Source organism: Enemella dayhoffiae (assembly GCF_002250625.1).
Lineage (GTDB): Bacteria > Actinomycetota > Actinomycetes > Propionibacteriales > Propionibacteriaceae > Enemella > Enemella dayhoffiae.
Map to the genome: position 1 here is coordinate 77,069 of NZ_NMVQ01000023.1, position 19,362 is coordinate 96,430.

A 19,362-nucleotide genomic window follows, 5' to 3' on the forward strand; every position below is an offset into this window, starting at 1 on the left:
TTTCAGCGCGCTTCGGGGGCGAGCTTCCACAGCAGCAGCACCAGCACCGCCGCCACCACGGCCGCGGCCCCGCTGGTGGCCAGGGTGACGATGAGCCCGCCGAGACTCGGGGCGGTCGCCCCACCCGGCAGCTGGATGGCCGTGGCGGCGGTGAACGTCGCCAGGAACGCGCTGAACGAGGATGTCCCGAGCGAGCGCAGCAGGGTGTTCAACCATCACGGCGATGATGGCCGAGGTACGCCGAGTCTCCGCCACGCGGCCCCCTTCCGGTGCTGCCACGGTATCAGAACAATGATCTAACTGTATTGGACTATCCATTCATGGTTACCCGTCAGTAGATTTCTGTCCGGCAAGCGCGGTAGGCTGAGCCCGTGAGCGACTTCGATGACCTCTACCGTCCCACCGAGGACCACGACGCTTTCCGTGCCGCCGTCCGCGAGCTGGCCGAGGCCAAGGTCGCGCCCAACGCTGCCGAGGCGGATGAGACCGCGACCTTCCCGAAGGCCTCCCTGGCAGCCCTGGTCAAGGCCGACTTCCACGCCCCGCACATCCCCGAGGCGTACGCCGGAGTGGGTGCGGACGCGCTCGCCACGGTGATCGTGATCGAGGAGATCGCGCGGGTGTGCGTGTCCTCCTCGCTGATCCCGGCGGTGAACAAGCTGGCCACCGTGCCGCTGCTGCTGTCCGCCTCCGAGGAGGTCAAGCGGGCCTACCTGCCGCTGATGGCCCGCGACGGGGCGATGTTCTCCTATTGCCTCTCCGAGCCCGACGCCGGCTCCGACGTGGCCAGCATGAAGACCCGCGCCGTGCGCGAGGGGGACGAGTTCGTGCTCAACGGCACCAAGGCGTGGATCTCGAACGCGGGGGAGTCCGACTACTACACCGTCTTCGCGGTGACCGACCCGGAGAAGCGCACCAAGGGGATCTCGTGTCTGATGGTGCACAAGGACGACGCGGGGGTGTCGTTCGGTGCGCCGGAGAAGAAGCTCGGCATCAAGGGCTCACCGACCCGCCAGGTGATCATGGACAACGTCCGAGTGCCGGCCGATCGACTGGTCGGCGAGGAGGGCACCGGATTCGTCACCGCGATGAAGACCCTTGACCACACCCGCGTCACCATCGCCGCCCAGGCCGTCGGCGTGGCTCAGGGGGCGCTCGACTTCGCGCTGGGCTATGTCAAGGAGCGCAAGCAGTTCGGCAGGCCGATCGCCGACTTCCAGGGCCTGCAGTGGATGCTCGCGGACATGGGCATGAAGGTGGAGGCGGCGCGCCAGCTGACGTACGCCGCGGCGGCGCGTTCGGAGCGGGTGGACGCCGACCTCACCTATTTCGGGGCGGCCGCCAAGTGCTTCGCCTCCGACGTGGCGATGCAGGTCACCACCGATGCGGTACAGCTGCTCGGTGGCTATGGCTACACCCGCGACTATCCGGTCGAGCGGATGATGCGCGACGCCAAGATCACCCAGATCTATGAGGGCACCAATCAGGTGCAGCGGATCGTGATGGCCCGCCAGCTGCTACAGGGGCTGCCCGACAACCGCTGACGTTCCGCGGCGCCGCCTGGGCGACAATGGGCGGGTGAGCGAACAGCGAGTGGCCCAGGCGATTCGGGCGACCCCGCGGGCCGGCTTCCTGCCGGCCGAGCAACGGGCGTACGCCGATCGCGACGTGCCGCTGCGGCTGTCGGCCGGGCAGACCAACTCCCAGCCCTCGACAGTCGCCGCGATGCTGGAGCTGTTGGATGTTCCGGTCGGTGCCCGGGTGCTCGACGTGGGCGCCGGATCCGGGTGGACCACCGCCATCCTGGCCGAGCTGGTGGGGCCGCAGGGCTGGGTGCTCGGTCTGGAACTGCTTCCCGAGCTGGCGCAGTGGGGCGCGGCGAACCTGGCGGCCGTGGCCAGGCCCTGGGCGCGGATCGAGACCGCTGAGCCGGGCCGGTTGGGCCGCGCGGCGGAGGGCCCCTATGACCGGATCCTGGTCTCGGCGATGGCCGACACCCTGCCCGACGAACTGGTCGAGCAGCTGACCGACGAGGGGATGCTGGTGGTGCCCGTGGCCGGTGCGATGGCCCGGGTCACCCGGCGCCCGAGCGCCGACCCGCTGATCGAACGCTCTGGGGCGTACCGGTTCGTGCCGCTGCGCTGAGCGCTCAGCCCTGAATCTCCTCCGGGTGCTGCTGCAGCCGGGCGTGGCGGCGACCGTAGGCGAAGTAGATGATCATGCCGATCACCAACCAGACCAGGAATCGCAGCCAGGTGCCGAGCTCGAGGCTGACCATCAGCGCCAGGCAGGTCACCGCGGACAGGGTAGGCACCACCGGGACCAGCGGGGTGCGGAACGGACGCTCCATGTCCGGTCGGGTACGCCGCAGCACGACGACGGCGATCGACACCACCAGGAATGCGAACAGGGTGCCGATGGACACCATCTCGGACAACGCCTTGAGCGGGATGAACGCCGCCAGGGCACTGACCAGCAGCGCGATCAGGATGGTCATCCGGACCGGGGTCTTGTAGCGCTCGTTGAGTTTGCCGAGGCTGGCCGGTAGCAGTCCGTCGCGGGAGAGGGCGTACCCGATCCGGCCCAGGGCGACAATCTCGACCAGGATCACCGAGCTCAGCCCGGCGATCGCCGAGACGCCGACCAGGATCGCGGCCCAGCCCAGACCGACCTGCTTGAAGGCGTCCGAGATCGGCGCTCCCTCGGAGATGTCGGTGTACTTGATCATCCCGGTCAGCACGAACGCGACCGCCATGTAGAGGATGCCGCAGGCGACCAGGGTGCCGATCAGCCCGCGCGGCATGTCCCGGCCCGGGTTCTCCGACTCCTCACCGAGGTTGGCCACCGCCTCGAAACCGCTGTAGGCGAAGAAGACCACGGCCGCGGCGACCAGCAGGCCGCCGACCCCGTAGGCCGCCGGTTGGATCCCACTGAGCGCCTGCCACAGCGGCTGCTCGTGCCAGGTGTCGCCGCCCTCCTTGGGGGTGGACGGCGGGAAGAACGGGGTCAGGTTGGCCATCTTGACGAAGAACAGCCCGGCCACCACGACGAAGATGCAGATGCTCACCTTCACGATCACCAGCAGGTTGGTCAGCCACTTCGACTCTCGGATGCCGAGCGCGGCGACCACGGCCAGCACCACCACGATGCCCACCGCGCCGAGGTTCACCACGGAGTTCTCCCCGAAGAACGTCTCTGGTAGGCCCAATAGTTCTTGCAGATAACCCGACCAGCCGCGCGAGACGACGGCCGCACCGAGGGCGAACTCGAGCACCAGGTCCCAGGCGATGATCCAGGCGAACACCTCACCGATCGTGGTGTACGCGTAGGTGTAGGAGCTGCCGGCGGTCGGCACCGCGGCGGCCAACTCGGCATAGCAGAGCGCCGCGAGCAGGGCCACGATGCCGGCGATCAGGAACGAGATCACGATGCCGGGGCCGGCGTTCTTCTTGGCCTGGATCCCGGTCAGGGTGAAGATTCCGGTGCCGATCACGATGCCGACGCCGAACCCGATCAGGTCGCGCGCCTTGAGGCGCTTGTTGAGCTTTTCACCCTCGCCCTCGTCCTGCTCGAGGACGGTTTCGACGCGCTTGGTGCGCATGATGCCGGAGTTACCCATGCGGGGACTCTAGACCCCGGAAAGTCGATCTGTCTGTAGGGCGTCAGGCGGTTCCGGCGCGGCGGGCGTACCAGCGGGTCATCGGCGGACCGCCCAACCCGTGCAGCACGAAGCTTCCCAGCGCGGTGGTCACCAACACCCCCAGCACGGTGGTGACGGCCAGCTCATCGGCGATGTCGTGCGCGGCCAGCATGCCGAGCGCCATGGTCGCGATCCCGCGCGGCCGAGGCCGGCGACCAGCCACCGCTCGTCCCAGCTGAACCGGTTGCCGAGCAGGCTGAGCAGCACCGGAAGGATCCGCAGCAGCGTGAGCGCGGCCATGCTGAACAGGGCGATCTGCCAGGTGATGATGGGTGCGCGCGCTGCGATCAGGCGGGTGCCTCAGGGCTTGGCGAAGCGGTCCAGCCTGGAGGTGTCGCCACGGGCGATCTCGCCGAACATCTCCTTGGCCCTCGCGGTGTCCCACAGCATCGACGATCCGGCGGGGGTGCTGGCGTTCGGGTTGGACACCGGAACCATCAGCGTCAGCCCTTGGCCGGAGGCGACCTGCATCATCGGCGAGATCAGTCCGACGGTCGCGCCCACGCCGGTGTCGCGGTCGTTCTTGACCGACTGGGCGGCGCCGACGTTCACCCCCCACCAGCGGAACGGGTTGAGCACGGTCAGCGGCGAGGCCGCCTTCTTGGCGACCCCGGCGACCATCTCGCGCTGCCGGTTCATCCGGCCCAGGTCGCCGGTCGGGTCGGCGTAGCGCATCCGTACGTAACCGAGCGCGGTCACCCCGTCCATGTTCTGGCAGCCGCCGGGGATGTCCAGATGGGAGTTCTTGTCCTTGATCGCGGTCTTGGGGCACATCTCGATGCCGCCGAGGGCGTCGATCACGTTGACGAACCCGCCGAACCCGATCTCGCCGTAGTGGTCGACGCGCAGGCCGGTGTTCTGCTCGACCGTCTGCACGAGCAGCTTCGGCCCGCCGATCGCGTACGCCGCGTTGACCTTGTTCTTGCCGCGGCCGGGGATGGTGACGTAGGAGTCGCGGGGGATCGATACCAGCACCGGTTTGCCGCCGGGCGGGGCGTACAACAGCATCATCGTGTCGGTGCGCTGGCCCTCGATGTCACCGGTGCCGAGCTTCTTTCGCTCCTCCTCGGACAGGCCCTCGCGGGAGTCCGAGCCGACGATCAGCCAGGTGGTGCCCGGCTGGTCCGGCGGGCGCTGGCCGGCCGGGGCGGCGTCCACCTTGTTGGTCGAGCTCCAGGCGTACAACGGGGTGCCGATCAGGAACACGATCCACGCCACCAGCAGCGCGATCAGCACCCGGGCGATGGTGCGGCCGGGGCGTCGGGGTTTGCGGGTACGCCCGGGGGCGGGCGGGGGCAGGGTGCCGCGGCCGCCCCCGGAACCTGCCGGGGTCGGCGTACGCCCGGCGGCGACGTCGGCGGTGGGCATCGCGCGGGTCCGCTCCGCGGGCTGCGGGGCCTGGCGAGCCGAACGCGGAGGAGTACCGGGATCGCCGAAGGAGGCGCGGCGGCGACCCGGCGGGGAAGCCTGCTGCCCGGACGGCTGGGCCGGCTGCTTGGGGTTGGTCGGGAGGTCCGCTCCGGACGCGGGAATGGCTCGCGTCCGGTCGGGGTCCTGGCCGCGCGCGTCACCCGACCGGTACAACCAGTCCATATCGTCACCGGGCATGGCCACCACGGTACAAGGGGAGTCGAGGTTGGGCCGGTGTCGCGCAACCGGACAGGCAATGGTGTCGCCGCCGGAGGTTCCAAGGCGGCGCTGACTGGGGCCGGCGTTCGGTACTGCCTGTCCGGCTACGAGGGCCGGGCAATCGGGGTGCTGGCGGCGTGGCGCGGACCACCCCCACCGCGGCGGTGGCAGTCTGGTCGCGGACCCCTCGGGGTCTCCTTCCCCAACAGCAGCATCGAAAGGCCCAGTGTGTCCGACGACAACACCGTGGACGAACGACGCAGACCCGCCACGCGACGCAGCGGGAGTTCCCCCTATCGACCAGCGGCCCAGCGACGCAGCGACGGGCTGCGGCTGCGGCGCGGGCTGGGCTATCTGGGGATGACCGTGGCGGTCCCGGGCTCGGCGCAGCTGGCCGCCGGGAACCGGCAACTCGGGCGCTGGGCGGTCCGGGTCTGGGCCGGGCTGCTGGTGCTGCTGGGCGCCTGGCTGCTGCTGTTCCTGGTCAACCGGGGCGCGGCGATCGCGATCATCGCGTTCAAGCCGCTGACGGTGCTGATCACGCTGCTGATCGGTGCGGCCGGGATCGGCTGGGCCGTGCTCATGCTGGACGCGTGGCGGATCTCCAACCCGCCCGAACTGGCCCGACGACATCGGCTCGGCTTCGGGCTGCTGAGCCTGGTGCTGGCGTTCGGCCTGGGCGGAGGGATGATCGCCTCCGCCTCGGTGGTGAACGCCCAGGGCGACCTGATCGGCTCGGTGTTCTCCGGCGGCGGGGACACCCAGGTCAAGGCCGGCCGATACAACGTGCTGCTGCTCGGCGGCGACGCCGGTGACGGGCGGGAGGGGCTGCGACCGGACTCGATGACCGTCGCCAGCATCGACGCCCGCACCGGGCGTACCGTGCTGTTCTCGCTGCCGCGCAATCTCGAGGACGTCGAATTCCCCGCGGACTCGCCGATGAAGAAGCTGTATCCGGACAAGTTCAGCTGCGCAGGCCACGAATGCCTGCTGAACGCGGTCTATACCAGGGCGACCGAGCACAAGGAGCTCTATCCCGGCGTCAAGGACCCCGGCGCCCAGGCGACCATCGAGGCGATCGAGTGGGTGACCGGGCTGGACATCAACTACTACGCGCTGATCGACCTGAACGGGTTCAAGGCGCTGATCGACGCGGTCGGCGGGATCAGCATCGACGTGAACAGGCCGGTGCCGGTCGGGGGTGGTTCGACCGAGGTGAAGCGCTACATCCAGCCGGGCAAGGGGGTGCGGATGGACGGCAACAACGCGCTCTGGTTCGCCCGCAGCCGGCACGACTCCACCGACTATGAGCGGATGGCCCGGCAGAAGTGCGTGATGCACGCGATGCTGAACCAGCTCGACCCGGTGACCGTGCTGACCAAGTTCAACGGGATCGCCGCAGCCGGCAAGGAGGTCGTCGAGACGAACGTACCGGCGAGCGAGACCGACAAGCTGATCGACCTGGCCATGCGCGCCCGCTCCACCAAGATCGCCTCGGTGTCGTTCGTGCCGCCGCTGGTGCAGCCCGGCAAGCCGGACTTCAGGGTGATCCGGGAGACGGTGCGGGCGAGGATCGCGCAGTCGGCCGGCGGCGGCCCCGGGCCGGTTGCACCGGCCGCCCCGGCTGCTCCGGCCGCCACCAAGCTGCCGGTCGGAAACGCGCCCGGCGTGGCCACCCCGACCCGGCGCGCCACCGCCAGGGCGACGGCCAGCCCGACCCCGAGCGCCGCGCCCACCCCGGTACCGGTGCCCGGTGGCGACGACCTGGCCGAGGTGTGCCAGGCCGCCTGAGCCGGTATCGGGGCTGGTCCCCAAGCTCAGAGACCGCCAAGGACTGCGTTGGCAATCAACTGATCCAGCTTTCGGATGTCGACACCCTTGCCGATCTTGATCTTGATGTGGCCTGCGCGGGTCCACATCTCCAACTCGGCGTTCATGTCCAAGGTCCCCGCATTCTCTGACGACCACATGTTGATTGCGGAATAGGGAAGCGAGTACATTTCCACCTTCTTGCCCGTCAGACCTTGGGCATCACGCACGATCAGTCGGCGAGTGGTGAAAATGGCTGAGTCGCGCATCGTCCTGAACGCGGCCACTGGTCGTTCCCCCCTTGCGAGGATCGGACCAACGTCCTGCGGTATCGGGCACTCTCCCATGAAAGTCCAAGCTGTGATCTGCGCTGTCTCCACCGTGACTCCTTCTCGTGGGTACGAAGGAGTCATTCTGCAATCAAAGAGCCGGCCGCCGCAGGAGATCTGACCGATCTCCTCAGTGGCGGGAGGTGTCGACCGTGTCGCCGCCGCCGCGGATGACACCGGAGAGGAAGCCCGCACCCCAGGTGGTGTGCATGATCGTCAGCGCCTGGGCCAGGTCGGCGCGCTCGCGCAGGGTGCCGTCGGAGCGCAGCATCACCCCGGCCAGGAAGGTGGCGTACGCCGCAGGGGCCAGGTGGGCGAGCCGCAGCAGCTTCGCCGGGCCTCGCAGTGGGCGTACCAGGTCCACCGCGGCGAGCGCGGCACTCGTGGCGAACCCGGCCACCAGCAGGCCGGGGGCGAAGAACCGCGGCGGGGTCTTGTCTGCGACCTCCCGGACCAGCGCGCCGCGCCACACCCCGGTGGACCAGAACTGCCGGGCCAGCTTCTGCCTGGAGTCGCGCGGCCAGTAGGTGACCTTGAGCTCCGGGGTGAACCAGACCAGGTGCCCGTGCTCGCGGATCCGCAGGTTGAGCTCCCAGTCCTCGCCCCGGCGTACCGACTCGTCGTAACCGCCCGCCTCGCTCAGCGCCTCGCGCCGGAAGATGCCGAGATAGGCCGATTCGCACGGGCCGGCCTCGGTCCCGTGGTGATAGGTGCCGCCGCCCAGCCCCATCGGGGAGTTGTACGCCCGGGCGACCGCGCGCTGGAACGGGGTACGCCCGGCCGCGGCCATCAGCCCGCCGACGTTGGCCGCGCCCGTCCGACGCAGGGTGTCGACGCCGATCCGGGTGTAGTCGGCGGGCAGCTCGGAGTGGGCGTCGACCCGGATCACGATCGGGTGCCGGGTCTCGGCGATGGCCAGGTTGAGGCCCTTGGGGATGTCGGTACCGGGATTGTGCACGATCCGCACCCGCGGATCGCGGGCGGCGACCCGCTCGGCCAGCGCCGTGGTGTTGTCCCGCGACGGACCGAGCGCGATCACCAGCTCCGTCTCGCCCGGATAGTCCTGATCGAGCACGGTCGCCACCGCCTCGGCCAGGTAGTTCTCCTCGTTGAGCACCGGCATCACATAGGACACCGCCGGCCATTCGCCCGCGGGCCAGGTGTCCAGCTCGGTCTGCTGCGGGGTGGTCACGGACGATCCACCCGTTCGGTCGCCACGATGCGGGTCACCTCGTCGTGGGAGACGCCCTCGGTGATCACCCGGGACCCGTCGCCGATCAACGGCTGGATCAGCCCGGTCAGCAGGGCAGACCAGAGGGCGGTCGGGTCGGTGAGCAGCAGGCGTCCGCCGATCCCGTCGAGGCCCGCGAGCTCGGCCAGGCTGGCGCGGTGCGCGGCCAGCGCGACCGCCGGGGTCTGCGGGTCGGGGTCGACCCCGAGCCAGGCGTCGGGTTGGGCGAGCGCCTCGGCGCTGAAATCGCGTACGCCGGCCGGCAGATCACGCTGCGGCAGGGCCAACGGGTGCAGCGAGCAGGAGACGGTCGGCGTGCCGTCGGGGTCGGGGTCGGCGGCGGGCCCGGCCACGGTCAGCTCGGCCTCGGCATCGGTGACGGTCACCCCGGCCCGCCAGCAGGCCGCGGCCCAGACCAGCGTCATCCAGTGCCCCGGGTGCTGCTCGGCGAGGGTGAGGCGTACCCGATCGCCCTCGGCCAGCTCGAACTCGTCGATCAGCAGGTTGGCGGTCTTGTCCACCCAGTTGGCGAACGAACGTACCGACAGCTCGGTCCGCCCGGCGGGGGAGTAGTGGGTGAGGAAGGGTGCCGAGCCATCGACCCGGCAACGTCGGGACAGGTGGTCGGTCAGCAGCGTCACGGGTTCATCCTAGGAGGCGCCCGACACCGGTCGTGATCACCCGAACCGGCTCGTCGGTCTGGATATGGTGAGGCCCATGCGTTACGTGGTGATCATGGCCGGCGGGTCGGGCAAACGCCTGTGGCCGCTGTCGCGGCAGGGCATGCCGAAGCAGATGTTGCACCTGGTCGGGGACCGGAGTCTGCTGCGGATGGCCTTTGAGCGCGTGGTGGACGTGGTCGGCGCGGAGCGGGTGTGGGTGTGCACCGGCGGGGAGTACGCCGAGGTGGTCCGCGCCGAGTTGCCGGAGCTGCCGCACGACAACGTGCTCGGTGAGCCGGTCGGCCGGGATTCGCTGAACGCGGTGGCCTGGCCCGCCGCGGTGCTGGCCGAGCAGGACCCCGACGCGGTGGTGGCGATGGTCACCGCCGACCAGATCATGCAGCCGGTCGAGGTGTTCCGCAAGGCCCTGCGTACCGGTTTCGAGGTCGCCGAGACCGAGCCGAGCGCGTTGGTCACCTTCGGGGTGGTGCCGAACACCCCGCACACCGGCTACGGCTACCTGCACCAGGGCGAGGCGGTGAACGGCGACGACAACGTGCGCCACGTGCTGGAGTTCAAGGAGAAGCCCGACCGCCTCACCGCCGAGCGCTATGTCGCCTCGGGGGAATACTGGTGGAACGCCGGCATGTTCGTCTGGCGGGCCGAGACCCTGCTGGCGCAGCTGGAGCGACTCGTACCCGACGGCCACCGCACCGTGCGCACGCTGGCCGCGGAGCCCGAGCGACTGGCCGAACTGTTCCCCACCCTGCCGAAGATCTCGGTCGACTATGCGGTGATGGAGCCGGTATCGCTGGGGCGCGGTACCGAGGGTGCGCACGTGGTTGCGGTGCGGTTGCCGATCACCTGGCACGACGTCGGCGGCTTCCCGGCACTGGCCGAGCACCTGCCGCACGACGCCGACGAGAACGCCCGCGAGGGGCGTACGGTGATCATGGACGGGTCGCACAACCTGGTGATCAACAAGGGCAGCGACGGCAAGCTGGTCGCCGTGCTCGGGATGACCGACACGATCGTCGTGCAGACCGACGACATCACCCTGGTCTGCCCCTCGGGCAAGGCCGAACAGGTCAAGGCGCTCGTCGCGCGGGTGGCTGAGGAGCAGGGCGAGTCGTACGCCTGATCCGTCACGCCAGCAGACGGCGGATCCAGGCGGTGTCTTCCGGGGCGCCAGCGCACACCGCGGTGACCAGTTCGTCGGCGTCGAGCTCGACCAGCTCGTCGTAGCGCCCGCTCTGTCCGGTCGCGCGGAGCACCGCGTCCAGCACCGCCTCGCGGCGACCGAGCCGGAAGAAGTCCTGCTCGGCCGGACGCAGCAGCGGGGTCGACGAACCGTCGGCGTCGGTGACCAGGTGGCCCAGGCCGCGGATCACCGCCAGCGGCCGCCCGCCCAGCTTGGTCTTGGCCAGGTCGGCCGCCGCGCACAGCTCGTCGGCGACGGCGATCTCGGTGACGCGCAGGTCGTTGCCGTGCGGGTCGGTACGCCCGATGTGCGAGTCGATCGCGAGCACCCCGGCCAGGCCGATCGCCAGGTCGGTCTGCCCGGTGCGCCAGGCGCGGCCGGAGGTGTCGGAGACGAGTACGCCGATGTGGGCGCCAGTGCGGTCGCGGACCTGGCTGCGGATGGCCCGGGCCGAGGCGTCGGGGTCGACCGGCAGCAGGAGTGCTCGGCCGGGCTCGACGTTGGAGGAGTCGATGCCGGCGGCGGCGTGCACCAGGCCGAGGCGGTGCTCGACGATCACGGTGCCGCCGCGGCGGGCCACCACCCGGCGGGACTCGGCGCGGCGGGCGGCCGGCTTGTCGGCCTCGTCGATGATCCGGCCCTCGGCCTTGGAGATCACCTTCGAGGTGACCACCCAGAGGTCGCCGTCGCGTGGTTCGGTGACGGCGAGCAGTTCGGCGACCAGGTCGGTGCCGGGGGTGATCTCGCCGATCCCGGTCGGGGCGTCGATGGTGATCATGCGGTCTCGGCGGCCAGGGCCACGCCGGCGCGGACGAACTCGGCGGTGTGGTCGGGGGTGGTCATCAGCAGGGGTACCGCGCGGGTGGGCAGGCCTGCCGCGGTGCAGCGCTCGGCGGCTGCGGTGTCGGTCTCGTGGACGAGCCAGGCGTCGAGGATCCCTTCGGCGGTGGAGGTGCGCGCCCCGTAGTGCAGGCCGACGGCGCCGGCGTCCACGGCCACGCCGATCGCGGGGAGCAGCTTGTCGGCCATGCCGAGCACCGGGGCGCCACCAAGGATGCCGGAGACGCCGACGACCTTCGCGCCGGTGGCGCGCAGGGCGGGGCGTACCCCGCCGGTCGCCAGCACCGGACCGATCGACACGACCGGGTTGGAGGGGCCGACCAGGACCAGGTCGGCCCGCTCGATCGCGGTCAGCACCTCCGCGGTGGCGGTCGCGGTCTCGATGCCGACCTGCAGCACCTGCCGCACCTTCGGGGCCGCGTGGTGGCGTACCCAGAACTCCTGGAAGTGCATCGCCCGGCGCCCCGACGCGGTCTGCGGGTCCTCGACCACGACGTGGGTCTCCACCCGGTCGTCGGTCATCGGCAGCAGCCGCAGCCGCTCGTCGTCCAGCCAGCGGTGGCACAGCGCGGCGGTGATCTCGGTCGGGGTGGCGCCGGCGGCGATCAGCTGGGTGCGGACCAGGTGGGTGGCGATGTCGCGGTCGCCGAGGGCGAACCAGGTCGGCTCGACGGCGTACGCCTTCAGCTCGTCCATGATCGACCACGTCTCGGCCGCCCGGCCCCACCCTTTCTCGTCATCGATCCCGCCGCCCAGGGCGTACATCATCGTGTCCAGGTCGGGGCACACGCGCAGCCCGTGCAGGGTGATGTCGTCGGCGGTGTTCACCACCACGTCGAGCTGCGCCTCGGGACAGGCCCGGCGGACTCCGCGCACGAAGCGGGAACCCCCGACGCCGCCGGCCAGGACCACGATCCGGTTCGGGTTCGTCACCGGGTCAGTCTGGCACCTCGGTCGGACGGGTGAGCGACCCGTTCATCGGCCGGGTCGCTGCCGGGCCGGGCGCGGGTCAGCCGGATACGCTGAGCGGGTGAGCGAGGGAGTGAAGCGATTCCGTGAGCCGGCCGCCTGGCTGGTGCTGTTCGCGATCGTGATCCTGATGGTGGCGGACCTGGTACGCCTGGTCCTGGCGGTCCGCGGGTCGGCCGGGATGGACGCGTTCGGGGCGCACGGGTTGTCGCTGTTCAACCCGGTGCACGCGATCACGCTGCTGCTCGTCGTCGGCGTGAGCGCCCTGGTGCAACCGGCAACTCCGCGGGCCCGCCCCCTCACCGTTGCGGCGCTGGTGGTGGCGCTGCTCGGCACCGCGGGACAGCTGGTGTTCGGAGTGATCGGCCTGGTCCGTGCCGGACAGCGCGCCGGCGCGGTGAACGCCGTGGTCGACGCCGTCGGCTATCTCGGGTTCAGCATCTTCCCCGTGGTCGCGGTGCTCGGGCTGCTCAGGATCCTGGGCGGGATGCGCCGCGAGGAGGCCCGCCAGATCGAGGAGGCTGAGGCGACCACCCAGCTGCCGGGCCCGGGACACGAGATCGCCGCCGAGGATGCCGCCGGGCCCGAACCGGCCTGGCGGCGCGACGAGGCAAGCGGCGCCGCCTGGCGTAGCGCAGGCGCGGCCGCCTCGGGAGCCCGGGCCAGCGGCTGGGGACGCCCCGGGGAGAGGGGCGACTGGACCCCCCAGACCGGTGCGGGCACGGGAGAGGAACAGCAGGAGGACGCGACCCGCATCCCGCGCCTCCAGCCCGACTCCGAGCGCCCGGTCGATGAAGGCGGCCCGGGCCTTCCGCCGCGCCGCCAGCCGCCCAGCTGGACCCCGCTCGACCGCGACTGATCCCGATCCAATAAGAATGCGGCCCCTTTCGGACAGAATTTTCTACGTTACCGCAGCCGTCCGACAATTTCCCGCTTGACTCTCGGTAACAACACCGATGTAATTCCACCAATGAAACTCGGTTCGCCGGGGTCGAGGAGGAGACATGCATGAATTGCTGACGGTGCTCAGCGCTGTCGACGATGAGGGAGCACTGGGCTGGCAGGAGCGTGCCCTGTGCGCTCAGACAGACCCCGAGGCCTTCTTTCCCGAGAAGGGTGGGTCGACCCGAGAGGCCAAGCGGGTCTGCCTCTCCTGCGAGGTGCGCAGCGAATGCCTGGACTATGCGCTGGGCAACGATGAGCGCTTCGGGATCTGGGGCGGGTTGAGTGAGCGGGAACGCCGCAAGCTGAAGAAGCGGGCGGTCTGACCGGCCACAGGTGACGTATACGATGAGGGGACGCTGCGGCGGCCCCTTCGTCGTTCAACGGGGGTTGCGGCGGATGCGGCCCCGGCCAGAGCAGTGAGGTTCCCACATCGATGCCTGATCATCCCACCGATGAGACAGGCTCGACCCCTGAGGCCCCGCACTCCGGTTCAGCTGGCTCGAGCCCGGACCGCCCCACCGAGATCCTCCCGGCCCAGACGCGCCCGACGCGCACCGGACCCCCGCAGGTGACCCCCGACGCCTGGGCGTGGACCGAGGACGAACACCAGGAGCCCGCGCCGGAGACCTCCGCGATCGCGGTCACCGCGGTGCTGGTCGCGCACAACGCCGAGGCGTGGCTCGGCCCAGCCCTGCAGTCCCTGCGCAACCTGACCCGTCGCCCCGACCGGCTCTATGCCGTCGACACCGGTTCGGACGACCGCACCGCGCAGCTGCTCCGGGAGAGCGGGCTGTTCGACGAGGTGATCGCCGGCCGCGGCGAGGACGGGTTCGGCGTCGCCGTCAACCGCGCCCTGGCCGTCGCCGAAGAGCGTCCCGGGGAGTGGCTCTGGCTGCTGCACGACGACCTCACCCTCGCCCCCGACACCCTGGAGCAACTCCTTCGCGGAACCCTCGCCGACCCCGGCGCCGACCTCCTCGGCCCCAAACTGCTGCAGCCCCACCGCGGGACCGGCCCGGCCCGGCTCAGCGAGGTCGGCGTCACCATCTCCGACAGCGGACGGCGCGAACTCGACCTCGAGCCCGGTGAGATCGACCAGGGTCAGCACACCGCGCGGCAGGTGCTGGCCGTGTCGACCTGCGCCATGCTGGTCCGCCGCAGCGTGTACGCCGCACTCGGCGGTCTGGCGCCCGAGCTTCCCGTCTTCCGCGACGGCGTCGACCTCGGCTGGCGGGCCACCGCCGCCGGGCACCGCGTGCGCACCTGTCCCGAGGCCGTGGTCACCCACCGCCAGGCCGGCCGCAACGGGCTGCGGCGCAGCGCCCTGATCGGCTCGGACCCCACGGCCACCGACCGGCAGCTCGCCCTGCGCACCGTCGCCGCCCACCGCGGCGGCGGCTTCGCCAGCCTGCGCCTGATCCTCGGGTCACTGCTGCTGTCGGTCGGCTACCTGCTCGCCAAGGCGCCCGCCCAGGCCCGCGCCGAGTTCGCCGCGCTGCGCGACTTCGTCGGCAACGGGCGTACCCGCGCCCTGCGCGCCCGCATCGCCCCGCCGGTGTCGGCCGAGGCGTCCGCCACGGTCGCCATGCTGCGACCCCGCCGCTGGGCCGGGCTGCGCCTCGCCGCCGAGGGGGCGCTCGGGTTGCTTCCGCGCCGCGACGCCCCCGGCACCTCGATCGACGAACTCACCGGTGACGACTTCGCCTCAGCGGGCGAGGAGAACCGCGGCGGGTTCTGGTCCAACCCGGCGGCCGTCACCACCCTGCTGCTCACCGTCACCGCACTGTTCGCCGGTCGGGCGCTGATCGGACCGGGCAGCCCCGCCTCGGACCTGCTGCTCCCGGCCCGCAGCAGCCTCGGTGAGGCGTACCGCGCCTATCTGGCGCCCATCGTGGGCGCACCCGGCCTGTCCGCCCCACCCTGGCTGGGGCTGACCGCGCTGTTCTCCACCGTGACCGCCGGCCGGCCCGTGCTGCTGGTCGCCCTCGGCTTCCTGCTGGTGGTGCCGGTCGCCGCGCTGGCCGCCCAGCCGCTGCTGCGGCGTACCGTCACCGACGCCCGGGTCCGGATCGCGGCCACCGTGCTGTACGCCCTGCTCGCGGTCCTGCTGGCGGCGGTGAACCGCGGACTGATCGCGCCGCTGGTGCTCGCGGTGTTCCTGCCGCTGCTCGCCGTCTCCGTGCGGGCCCTCGTGCTGCGCCGCACCACCGGCCCCGACTCCTGGCGCCCGGTGTGGGCCAGCGGACTGCTGCTGAGCGTGCTGATCGCCTTCCTCCCCGCGCTCGGCCTGCTCGCCCTGCTCGGCGGACTGGTGGCGGCGCTCCTGGCCCGCCGCGAACCGGCCCGCCTGCTCCGAATCGGGGTCGTGGCGCTGATCCCGCTGATCCTGCTCGCGCCCTGGTGGCCGGCCGTGGTCAACGGCTGGTCCCGCCTGCTCGTCGGACCCGACGCCGGCCTGGGCGGCCAGGCGGTCGGCCCGACCTGGCACCTGCTGCTCGGGCTGACCCCCGGCCCGGGCGCGCCGGCGCTGTGGCTGGCCGCGGTCTTCTTCGGCGCCATCTGGCTGTGGGCGCTGGTCGGGCTGGCCCTGCGCACCTCCAGCCCCGCCGTCTGGGCCGCGCTCGGGACCGGGCTCGCCGCGCTGGCGCTCGCGGTCCTGCTCTCCCGACAACTCGCCACCACCCTGCCGCAGGGCACCCGGGTCCGACCCGAGGTGGTCTCGCTGCTGCTGCTCGGCTTCGCCGCCCTGGTGTACGCCGGGGCGCTCGGCCTGGACCTGGTGCCGGCCGCGCTGGCCAAGCGGTCGCTCGGGCTGGCCCACCTCGCTACCGGGCTGCTCGTCGTGGTCACCGTCGCCGCCGTGACCGTGGGCGCGGCGTGGTGGGCGCTGGTCGGCGCGCACGGCCCGATCCACCGCGAGCCGGGCACCGTGGTCGCCCCCTATCTGCGCAACGCCATGAACTCCCCGGCGCGGACGCGGGTGCTGGCGATCGAGGTACAGGGGCCGGTCCAGTCCTGGTCGCTGCTCGCCGACGACCAGCTCCGGCTCGGTGATGCCGACCGCGGTCTCGCCTTCGGCGGTTCGCCCACCATGCAGGAGCGCACCCGCGGCATCGTCGCCCGGCTGGTCTCCGGCAGCGGGGACGAGCGGGTGGCCCAGGACCTGGCCGATCTCGCCGTCGGCCAGGTGTGGGTGAGCGGCGCCAGCGAGGAACTGAAGTCGCGGATCAACAACACCCCCGGCCTGGGCGCGGCCTCCGGTGATGAGTCGGTCACCGTCTGGTCGGTGCCCCAGACCCGGGGCCGCTGGACCGTGACCGGGGCCCAGCCGATCGTGCTCGACGCCCGCGGGACCGCCGCCGAGGCGACCCTCCCCGCGGCGACGGGCCCCCGCCAGCTGGTGCTCAGCGAACCCACCGACCCCCGCTGGCGGGTCACCTTCAACGGCAACGAGCTCACCGGACGCTCCGCCACCGACCGGACCACCTTCGACATCCCCGGCAACCCCGGCCAGCTCGAGGTACGCCTGTCCGATCCGCTGCGCGGCTGGCTGGCCCTGGCACAGCTGCTGGGTCTGCTCGCCCTGGTCGTGCTGGCCGCGCCCTCGTTGGCCGGCAGCCGGCAGCGCCGCCTGGAGCGACTGGGGGCCGAGGAGACCGCATCGGTAGCCACCCGGGTCGGCGGACGCCGCTCGGCGGAGCGCACGGCCGAGCCCGAGGAGGGACAGCGATGAAACCGGTGCTGCGTCCGGTGGCCGTGCTCGGCGTCGCCCTGGCGGGCGCCGGGTTGGCCCTGTCGGGGGCCGTCCTGCCGGTCCGCCAACCCCGCCCGATCCCGCCGGTCGAGGCTCAGGGGCGTACCGTCAGCGTCTGCCCGCCGGCCGGCACGGTGAACGCGATCTCGGCGACCACCTGGGGAGAACTGGAGATCCGCCCGCTCACCGCGGCCACCGGACTGGCCGTCCCGCCGGGTCGCGGACGGACCATCCCCAGCGGCGAGCAGCCGGTGCTGATGCTCGCCGAAGGCCGGCAGAACCAGGCCTCCGCCGCCTCCGCCTATGACAACCTGGCCAACGGCCGCGATCGCGGCCTGTCGCTGGCCCGCTGCAGCGTACCCACCACCACCGCCTGGTTCACCGGGCTGGCCGCCGACCCGGGGCAGGCCGGGCTGACCGTGCGCAGCGAGGTGGTGCTGGTCAACCCCGACGAGGGACAGGCCGAGGTCGACCTGCGGTTCTTCGGACCCAACGGGGTGCAGACCGCCTCCGGTGGCCGCGGCATCACCGTCCCGGGGCGGTCCACCCGGGTGATCGCGCTGGAATCGCTGTTCACCCAGCCCGAGCGGGTCGGCATGGAGGTGCGCACCGCCCGCGGCCGGATCTGGTCGGCGGTACGCCAGCATGCCAGCCTCGGCGTCCAGCCGGCCGGCTCCGACTGGCAGGTGGCCTCCGCGCACCCGGCGCCGGTCCAGGTCGTGCCCGGCGTACCCGATGGTCCGGGCAGCCGGGAACTGGTGCTGACCAACCCGGGCGCCCGCCGGACCACCGCCAAGGTCGAGGTGATCGGACCCGACGGAACCTTCGCCCCGGCCGATGCCGCCAGCGTGGACGTGAACGCCGAATCGACCGTCCGGGTCCCGATCACCACCGGGCTGAACGGGGACGTCGGGGCGGTCCGGATCACCGCCGACCAGCCGCTGGTCGCCGCGGTCAGTTCCCGCAGCAGCGACGTCTCGGCCGAATCCGACCTGGCCGTGCAGCCCGCCGCCGCCGAGTTGACCGGCACCAGCCTGGCCGCGGTCGCCGTGGACCGCGGGGTGACCGGGGCGGTGGTGGTGTCCAACACCGGTACCCGCGACGCCAACGTGCCGATGAAAGTGGTGGACGCCACCGGCCGCGAGTTGATGTCGGTGGAGCTTCCGGTGGCCGCCGGCCGCAGCAACCTGTGGGAGATCAAGCAGGTGGACGTGCCCGCCGCGGTGCAGATCCGCACCCCACGGGATGCACAGTTGTACGCCGGGGTGGTGCTCACCTCCGGCTCCGGGCCGGTCGCCGGGCTCGCCTCGGCACCCTTCTCGGTGCCCGAGCAGACCACCGCCGGCGTCGATCCGGTGCACGATCCGGGGGTCGGTCGATGAGCGGGCACCGTGATCGGCACGGCCGCGGGCTGCGCGGACCGCTGGCCCGGCCGCGTCCCGACGGACCGGCCGTCCCGCTGGATCGGGCCCGCAACCGCACCGCCTTCTTCGCCGAGGCGATCACCGAATCGGTGGCCAGGATCTCCCGGGTCTGCCCGGAGGCGCTGGTCCGGGTGCAGATCGGCTGGGAGGAGGTGCCGCACCTGGCGGTCGCCTGGACCGGGCGGCAGGTGCCACTGGCCCTGGCCGTCGAGGAGACCGAGGACCGTCCCGCCCGGGTCGTGCTCTATCGCCGCCCGCTGGAGCACCGGGCGGCCACTCCGACGGGGTTGAAGATCCTGGTGCACCGCACCGTGGTCGAGCAGCTGGCCGCCCTGACCGGGCTCTCGGTCGAGACCATCGACCCCGAGGGCTACTCCGACGACCTCTGACGTGCGCGTGTCGAGGGGGACGACCCAGCCCGGCCGCGTTACCGTCTCTGGGTGAGATTCAAGGGTTGTTCCCGAACGGGTTGCTCGGCCACGGCGGTGGCCACCCTGACCTACGTGTACGCCGATTCGACGGCAGTCCTCGGCCCGTTGGCGCTGCGCGCCGAGCCCGGCTGCTATGACCTCTGCGAGCGGCACGGCTCCAACCTGTCCGCCCCCCGCGGCTGGGAGGTGATCCGGCTGCCGGAGACCGATGACACCGACGCCGAGCCGAGCACCGACGACCTGCTCGCGCTGGCGGAGGCCGTCCGCGAGGTCGGCTTCCGGCTGGATCCGCCGGCCCCGGAGCCGGCCTCCCGCAGCGGCGTGGTGCAGCTCGCCCGACGCGGACACCTGACCGTGCTGGCCGATCCGGACGCCTGATTCGGCACCGGGTCCGTTCGGGGTCCGGCCACTGCGGCGGTTCGGGGTGAGGCGCGATCA

General features: G+C 71.7%; 19 protein-coding genes. 10 read left to right on the forward strand and 9 right to left on the reverse strand.

What is annotated here, in order from left to right:
- Window positions 1-2 precede the first annotated feature (2 nt).
- Window positions 3-212, reverse strand: coding sequence for a hypothetical protein (locus CGZ93_RS11310; RefSeq protein WP_094364237.1), 210 nt, complete (start codon window positions 210-212; stop codon window positions 3-5).
- A 159-nt stretch (window positions 213-371) separates the two neighbouring features.
- Here CGZ93_RS11310 and CGZ93_RS11315 point away from each other — a divergent pair, with 159 nt between their 5' ends.
- Both CGZ93_RS11315 and CGZ93_RS11320 read left to right on the forward strand, forming a co-directional pair.
- The gene (locus CGZ93_RS11315) at window positions 372-1,544 is read left to right on the forward strand and encodes an acyl-CoA dehydrogenase family protein (protein WP_094364238.1); all 1,173 of its coding nucleotides are present in this window, start codon (window positions 372-374) and stop codon (window positions 1,542-1,544) included.
- Between the two features lie 16 nt (window positions 1,545-1,560).
- Window positions 1,561-2,145, forward strand: coding sequence for a protein-L-isoaspartate O-methyltransferase family protein (locus tag CGZ93_RS11320; protein ID WP_094364239.1), 585 nt, complete (start codon window positions 1,561-1,563; stop codon window positions 2,143-2,145).
- Window positions 2,146-2,149: 4 nt separating this feature from the next.
- Here CGZ93_RS11320 and CGZ93_RS11325 read toward each other — a convergent pair whose 3' ends face one another.
- From CGZ93_RS11325 to CGZ93_RS11330, 3 genes are all read right to left on the reverse strand, one after another.
- Window positions 2,150-3,619 carry an APC family permease gene (locus tag CGZ93_RS11325; protein WP_094364240.1) on the reverse strand — a complete coding sequence of 490 codons (1,470 nt, stop codon included), beginning with the start codon at window positions 3,617-3,619 and terminating at the stop codon, window positions 2,150-2,152.
- Between the two features lie 43 nt (window positions 3,620-3,662).
- On the reverse strand, window positions 3,663-3,824 hold the full coding sequence (locus CGZ93_RS18965) for a hypothetical protein (RefSeq protein WP_176451735.1): 162 nt from the start codon (window positions 3,822-3,824) through the stop codon (window positions 3,663-3,665).
- Between the two features lie 176 nt (window positions 3,825-4,000).
- Window positions 4,001-5,308 (reverse strand): LCP family protein, encoded by a 1,308-nt coding sequence (locus CGZ93_RS11330; RefSeq protein WP_094364487.1) that lies wholly within the window; start codon window positions 5,306-5,308, stop codon window positions 4,001-4,003.
- 249 nt (window positions 5,309-5,557) lie between these two features.
- Here CGZ93_RS11330 and CGZ93_RS11335 point away from each other — a divergent pair, with 249 nt between their 5' ends.
- Window positions 5,558-7,120 (forward strand): LCP family protein, encoded by a 1,563-nt coding sequence (locus CGZ93_RS11335; protein WP_094364241.1) that lies wholly within the window; start codon window positions 5,558-5,560, stop codon window positions 7,118-7,120.
- A 26-nt stretch (window positions 7,121-7,146) separates the two neighbouring features.
- Here CGZ93_RS11335 and CGZ93_RS11340 read toward each other — a convergent pair whose 3' ends face one another.
- From CGZ93_RS11340 to CGZ93_RS11350, 3 genes are all read right to left on the reverse strand, one after another.
- A complete protein-coding gene (locus CGZ93_RS11340) occupies window positions 7,147-7,518 on the reverse strand; it encodes a PH domain-containing protein (RefSeq protein ID WP_094364242.1) in 372 nt (123 codons plus the stop codon).
- Between the two features lie 79 nt (window positions 7,519-7,597).
- Window positions 7,598-8,659: a glycosyltransferase family 2 protein gene (locus CGZ93_RS11345; RefSeq protein ID WP_229117385.1), complete on the reverse strand. Its 1,062-nt coding sequence runs from the start codon at window positions 8,657-8,659 to the stop codon at window positions 7,598-7,600.
- On the reverse strand, window positions 8,656-9,339 hold the full coding sequence (locus tag CGZ93_RS11350) for a TIGR03089 family protein (RefSeq protein ID WP_094364243.1): 684 nt from the start codon (window positions 9,337-9,339) through the stop codon (window positions 8,656-8,658). The genes CGZ93_RS11345 and CGZ93_RS11350 overlap by 4 nt, the downstream gene beginning before the upstream one ends.
- 76 nt (window positions 9,340-9,415) lie before the next feature.
- On the opposite strand from CGZ93_RS11350, the gene CGZ93_RS11355 reads away from it, so the two are divergent.
- A complete protein-coding gene (locus CGZ93_RS11355) occupies window positions 9,416-10,501 on the forward strand; it encodes a mannose-1-phosphate guanylyltransferase (RefSeq protein ID WP_094364244.1) in 1,086 nt (361 codons plus the stop codon).
- Between the two features lie 4 nt (window positions 10,502-10,505).
- On the opposite strand, the gene cofE is transcribed toward CGZ93_RS11355, so the two are convergent.
- Complete coding sequence (gene cofE / locus CGZ93_RS11360; RefSeq protein WP_094364245.1) at window positions 10,506-11,339, reverse strand: coenzyme F420-0:L-glutamate ligase; 834 nt, start codon at window positions 11,337-11,339, stop codon at window positions 10,506-10,508.
- Complete coding sequence (cofD, locus tag CGZ93_RS11365) at window positions 11,336-12,334, reverse strand: 2-phospho-L-lactate transferase (protein ID WP_094364246.1); 999 nt, start codon at window positions 12,332-12,334, stop codon at window positions 11,336-11,338. The genes cofE and cofD overlap by 4 nt, the downstream gene beginning before the upstream one ends.
- Window positions 12,335-12,431: 97 nt before the next feature.
- Here cofD and CGZ93_RS11370 point away from each other — a divergent pair, with 97 nt between their 5' ends.
- The 6 genes from CGZ93_RS11370 (at window position 12,432) to CGZ93_RS11395 (ending at window position 19,302) form a co-directional block, all read left to right on the forward strand.
- A complete protein-coding gene (locus CGZ93_RS11370; protein ID WP_094364247.1) occupies window positions 12,432-13,229 on the forward strand; it encodes a hypothetical protein in 798 nt (265 codons plus the stop codon).
- A 145-nt stretch (window positions 13,230-13,374) separates the two neighbouring features.
- On the forward strand, window positions 13,375-13,638 hold the full coding sequence (locus CGZ93_RS11375) for a WhiB family transcriptional regulator (RefSeq protein ID WP_094364248.1): 264 nt from the start codon (window positions 13,375-13,377) through the stop codon (window positions 13,636-13,638).
- A 110-nt stretch (window positions 13,639-13,748) separates the two neighbouring features.
- Entirely contained in the window at window positions 13,749-17,048 is a 3,300-nt protein-coding gene (locus CGZ93_RS11380) for a glycosyltransferase (RefSeq protein ID WP_094364249.1), read from the forward strand.
- A complete protein-coding gene (locus tag CGZ93_RS11385; protein ID WP_094364250.1) occupies window positions 17,045-18,451 on the forward strand; it encodes a DUF5719 family protein in 1,407 nt (468 codons plus the stop codon). The genes CGZ93_RS11380 and CGZ93_RS11385 overlap by 4 nt, the downstream gene beginning before the upstream one ends.
- Window positions 18,448-18,882 (forward strand): metallopeptidase family protein, encoded by a 435-nt coding sequence (locus CGZ93_RS11390; RefSeq protein WP_094364251.1) that lies wholly within the window; start codon window positions 18,448-18,450, stop codon window positions 18,880-18,882. Before CGZ93_RS11385 ends, CGZ93_RS11390 begins: the two co-directional genes overlap by 4 nt.
- 51 nt (window positions 18,883-18,933) lie before the next feature.
- On the forward strand, window positions 18,934-19,302 hold the full coding sequence (locus CGZ93_RS11395) for a DUF3499 domain-containing protein (protein WP_094364252.1): 369 nt from the start codon (window positions 18,934-18,936) through the stop codon (window positions 19,300-19,302).
- Window positions 19,303-19,362: the final 60 nt, after the last annotated feature.

Bases quoted from the DNA above. Each gene is read 5' to 3' on its own strand.
- CGZ93_RS11325 (WP_094364240.1), bottom strand. From the start codon at position 3,619: ATGGGTAACTCCGGCATCATGCGCACCAAGCGCGTCGAAACCGTCCTC.
- CGZ93_RS18965 (WP_176451735.1), bottom strand. From the start codon at position 3,824: ATGGCGCTCGGCATGCTGGCCGCGCACGACATCGCCGATGAGCTGGCC.
- CGZ93_RS11330 (WP_094364487.1), bottom strand. From the start codon at position 5,308: ATGCCCGGTGACGATATGGACTGGTTGTACCGGTCGGGTGACGCGCGC.
- CGZ93_RS11355 (WP_094364244.1), top strand. From the start codon at position 9,416: ATGCGTTACGTGGTGATCATGGCCGGCGGGTCGGGCAAACGCCTGTGG.
- cofE (WP_094364245.1), bottom strand. From the start codon at position 11,339: ATGATCACCATCGACGCCCCGACCGGGATCGGCGAGATCACCCCCGGC.
- CGZ93_RS11375 (WP_094364248.1), top strand. From the start codon at position 13,375: ATGCATGAATTGCTGACGGTGCTCAGCGCTGTCGACGATGAGGGAGCA.
- CGZ93_RS11380 (WP_094364249.1), top strand. From the start codon at position 13,749: ATGCCTGATCATCCCACCGATGAGACAGGCTCGACCCCTGAGGCCCCG.
- CGZ93_RS11385 (WP_094364250.1), top strand. From the start codon at position 17,045: ATGAAACCGGTGCTGCGTCCGGTGGCCGTGCTCGGCGTCGCCCTGGCG.
- CGZ93_RS11390 (WP_094364251.1), top strand. From the start codon at position 18,448: ATGAGCGGGCACCGTGATCGGCACGGCCGCGGGCTGCGCGGACCGCTG.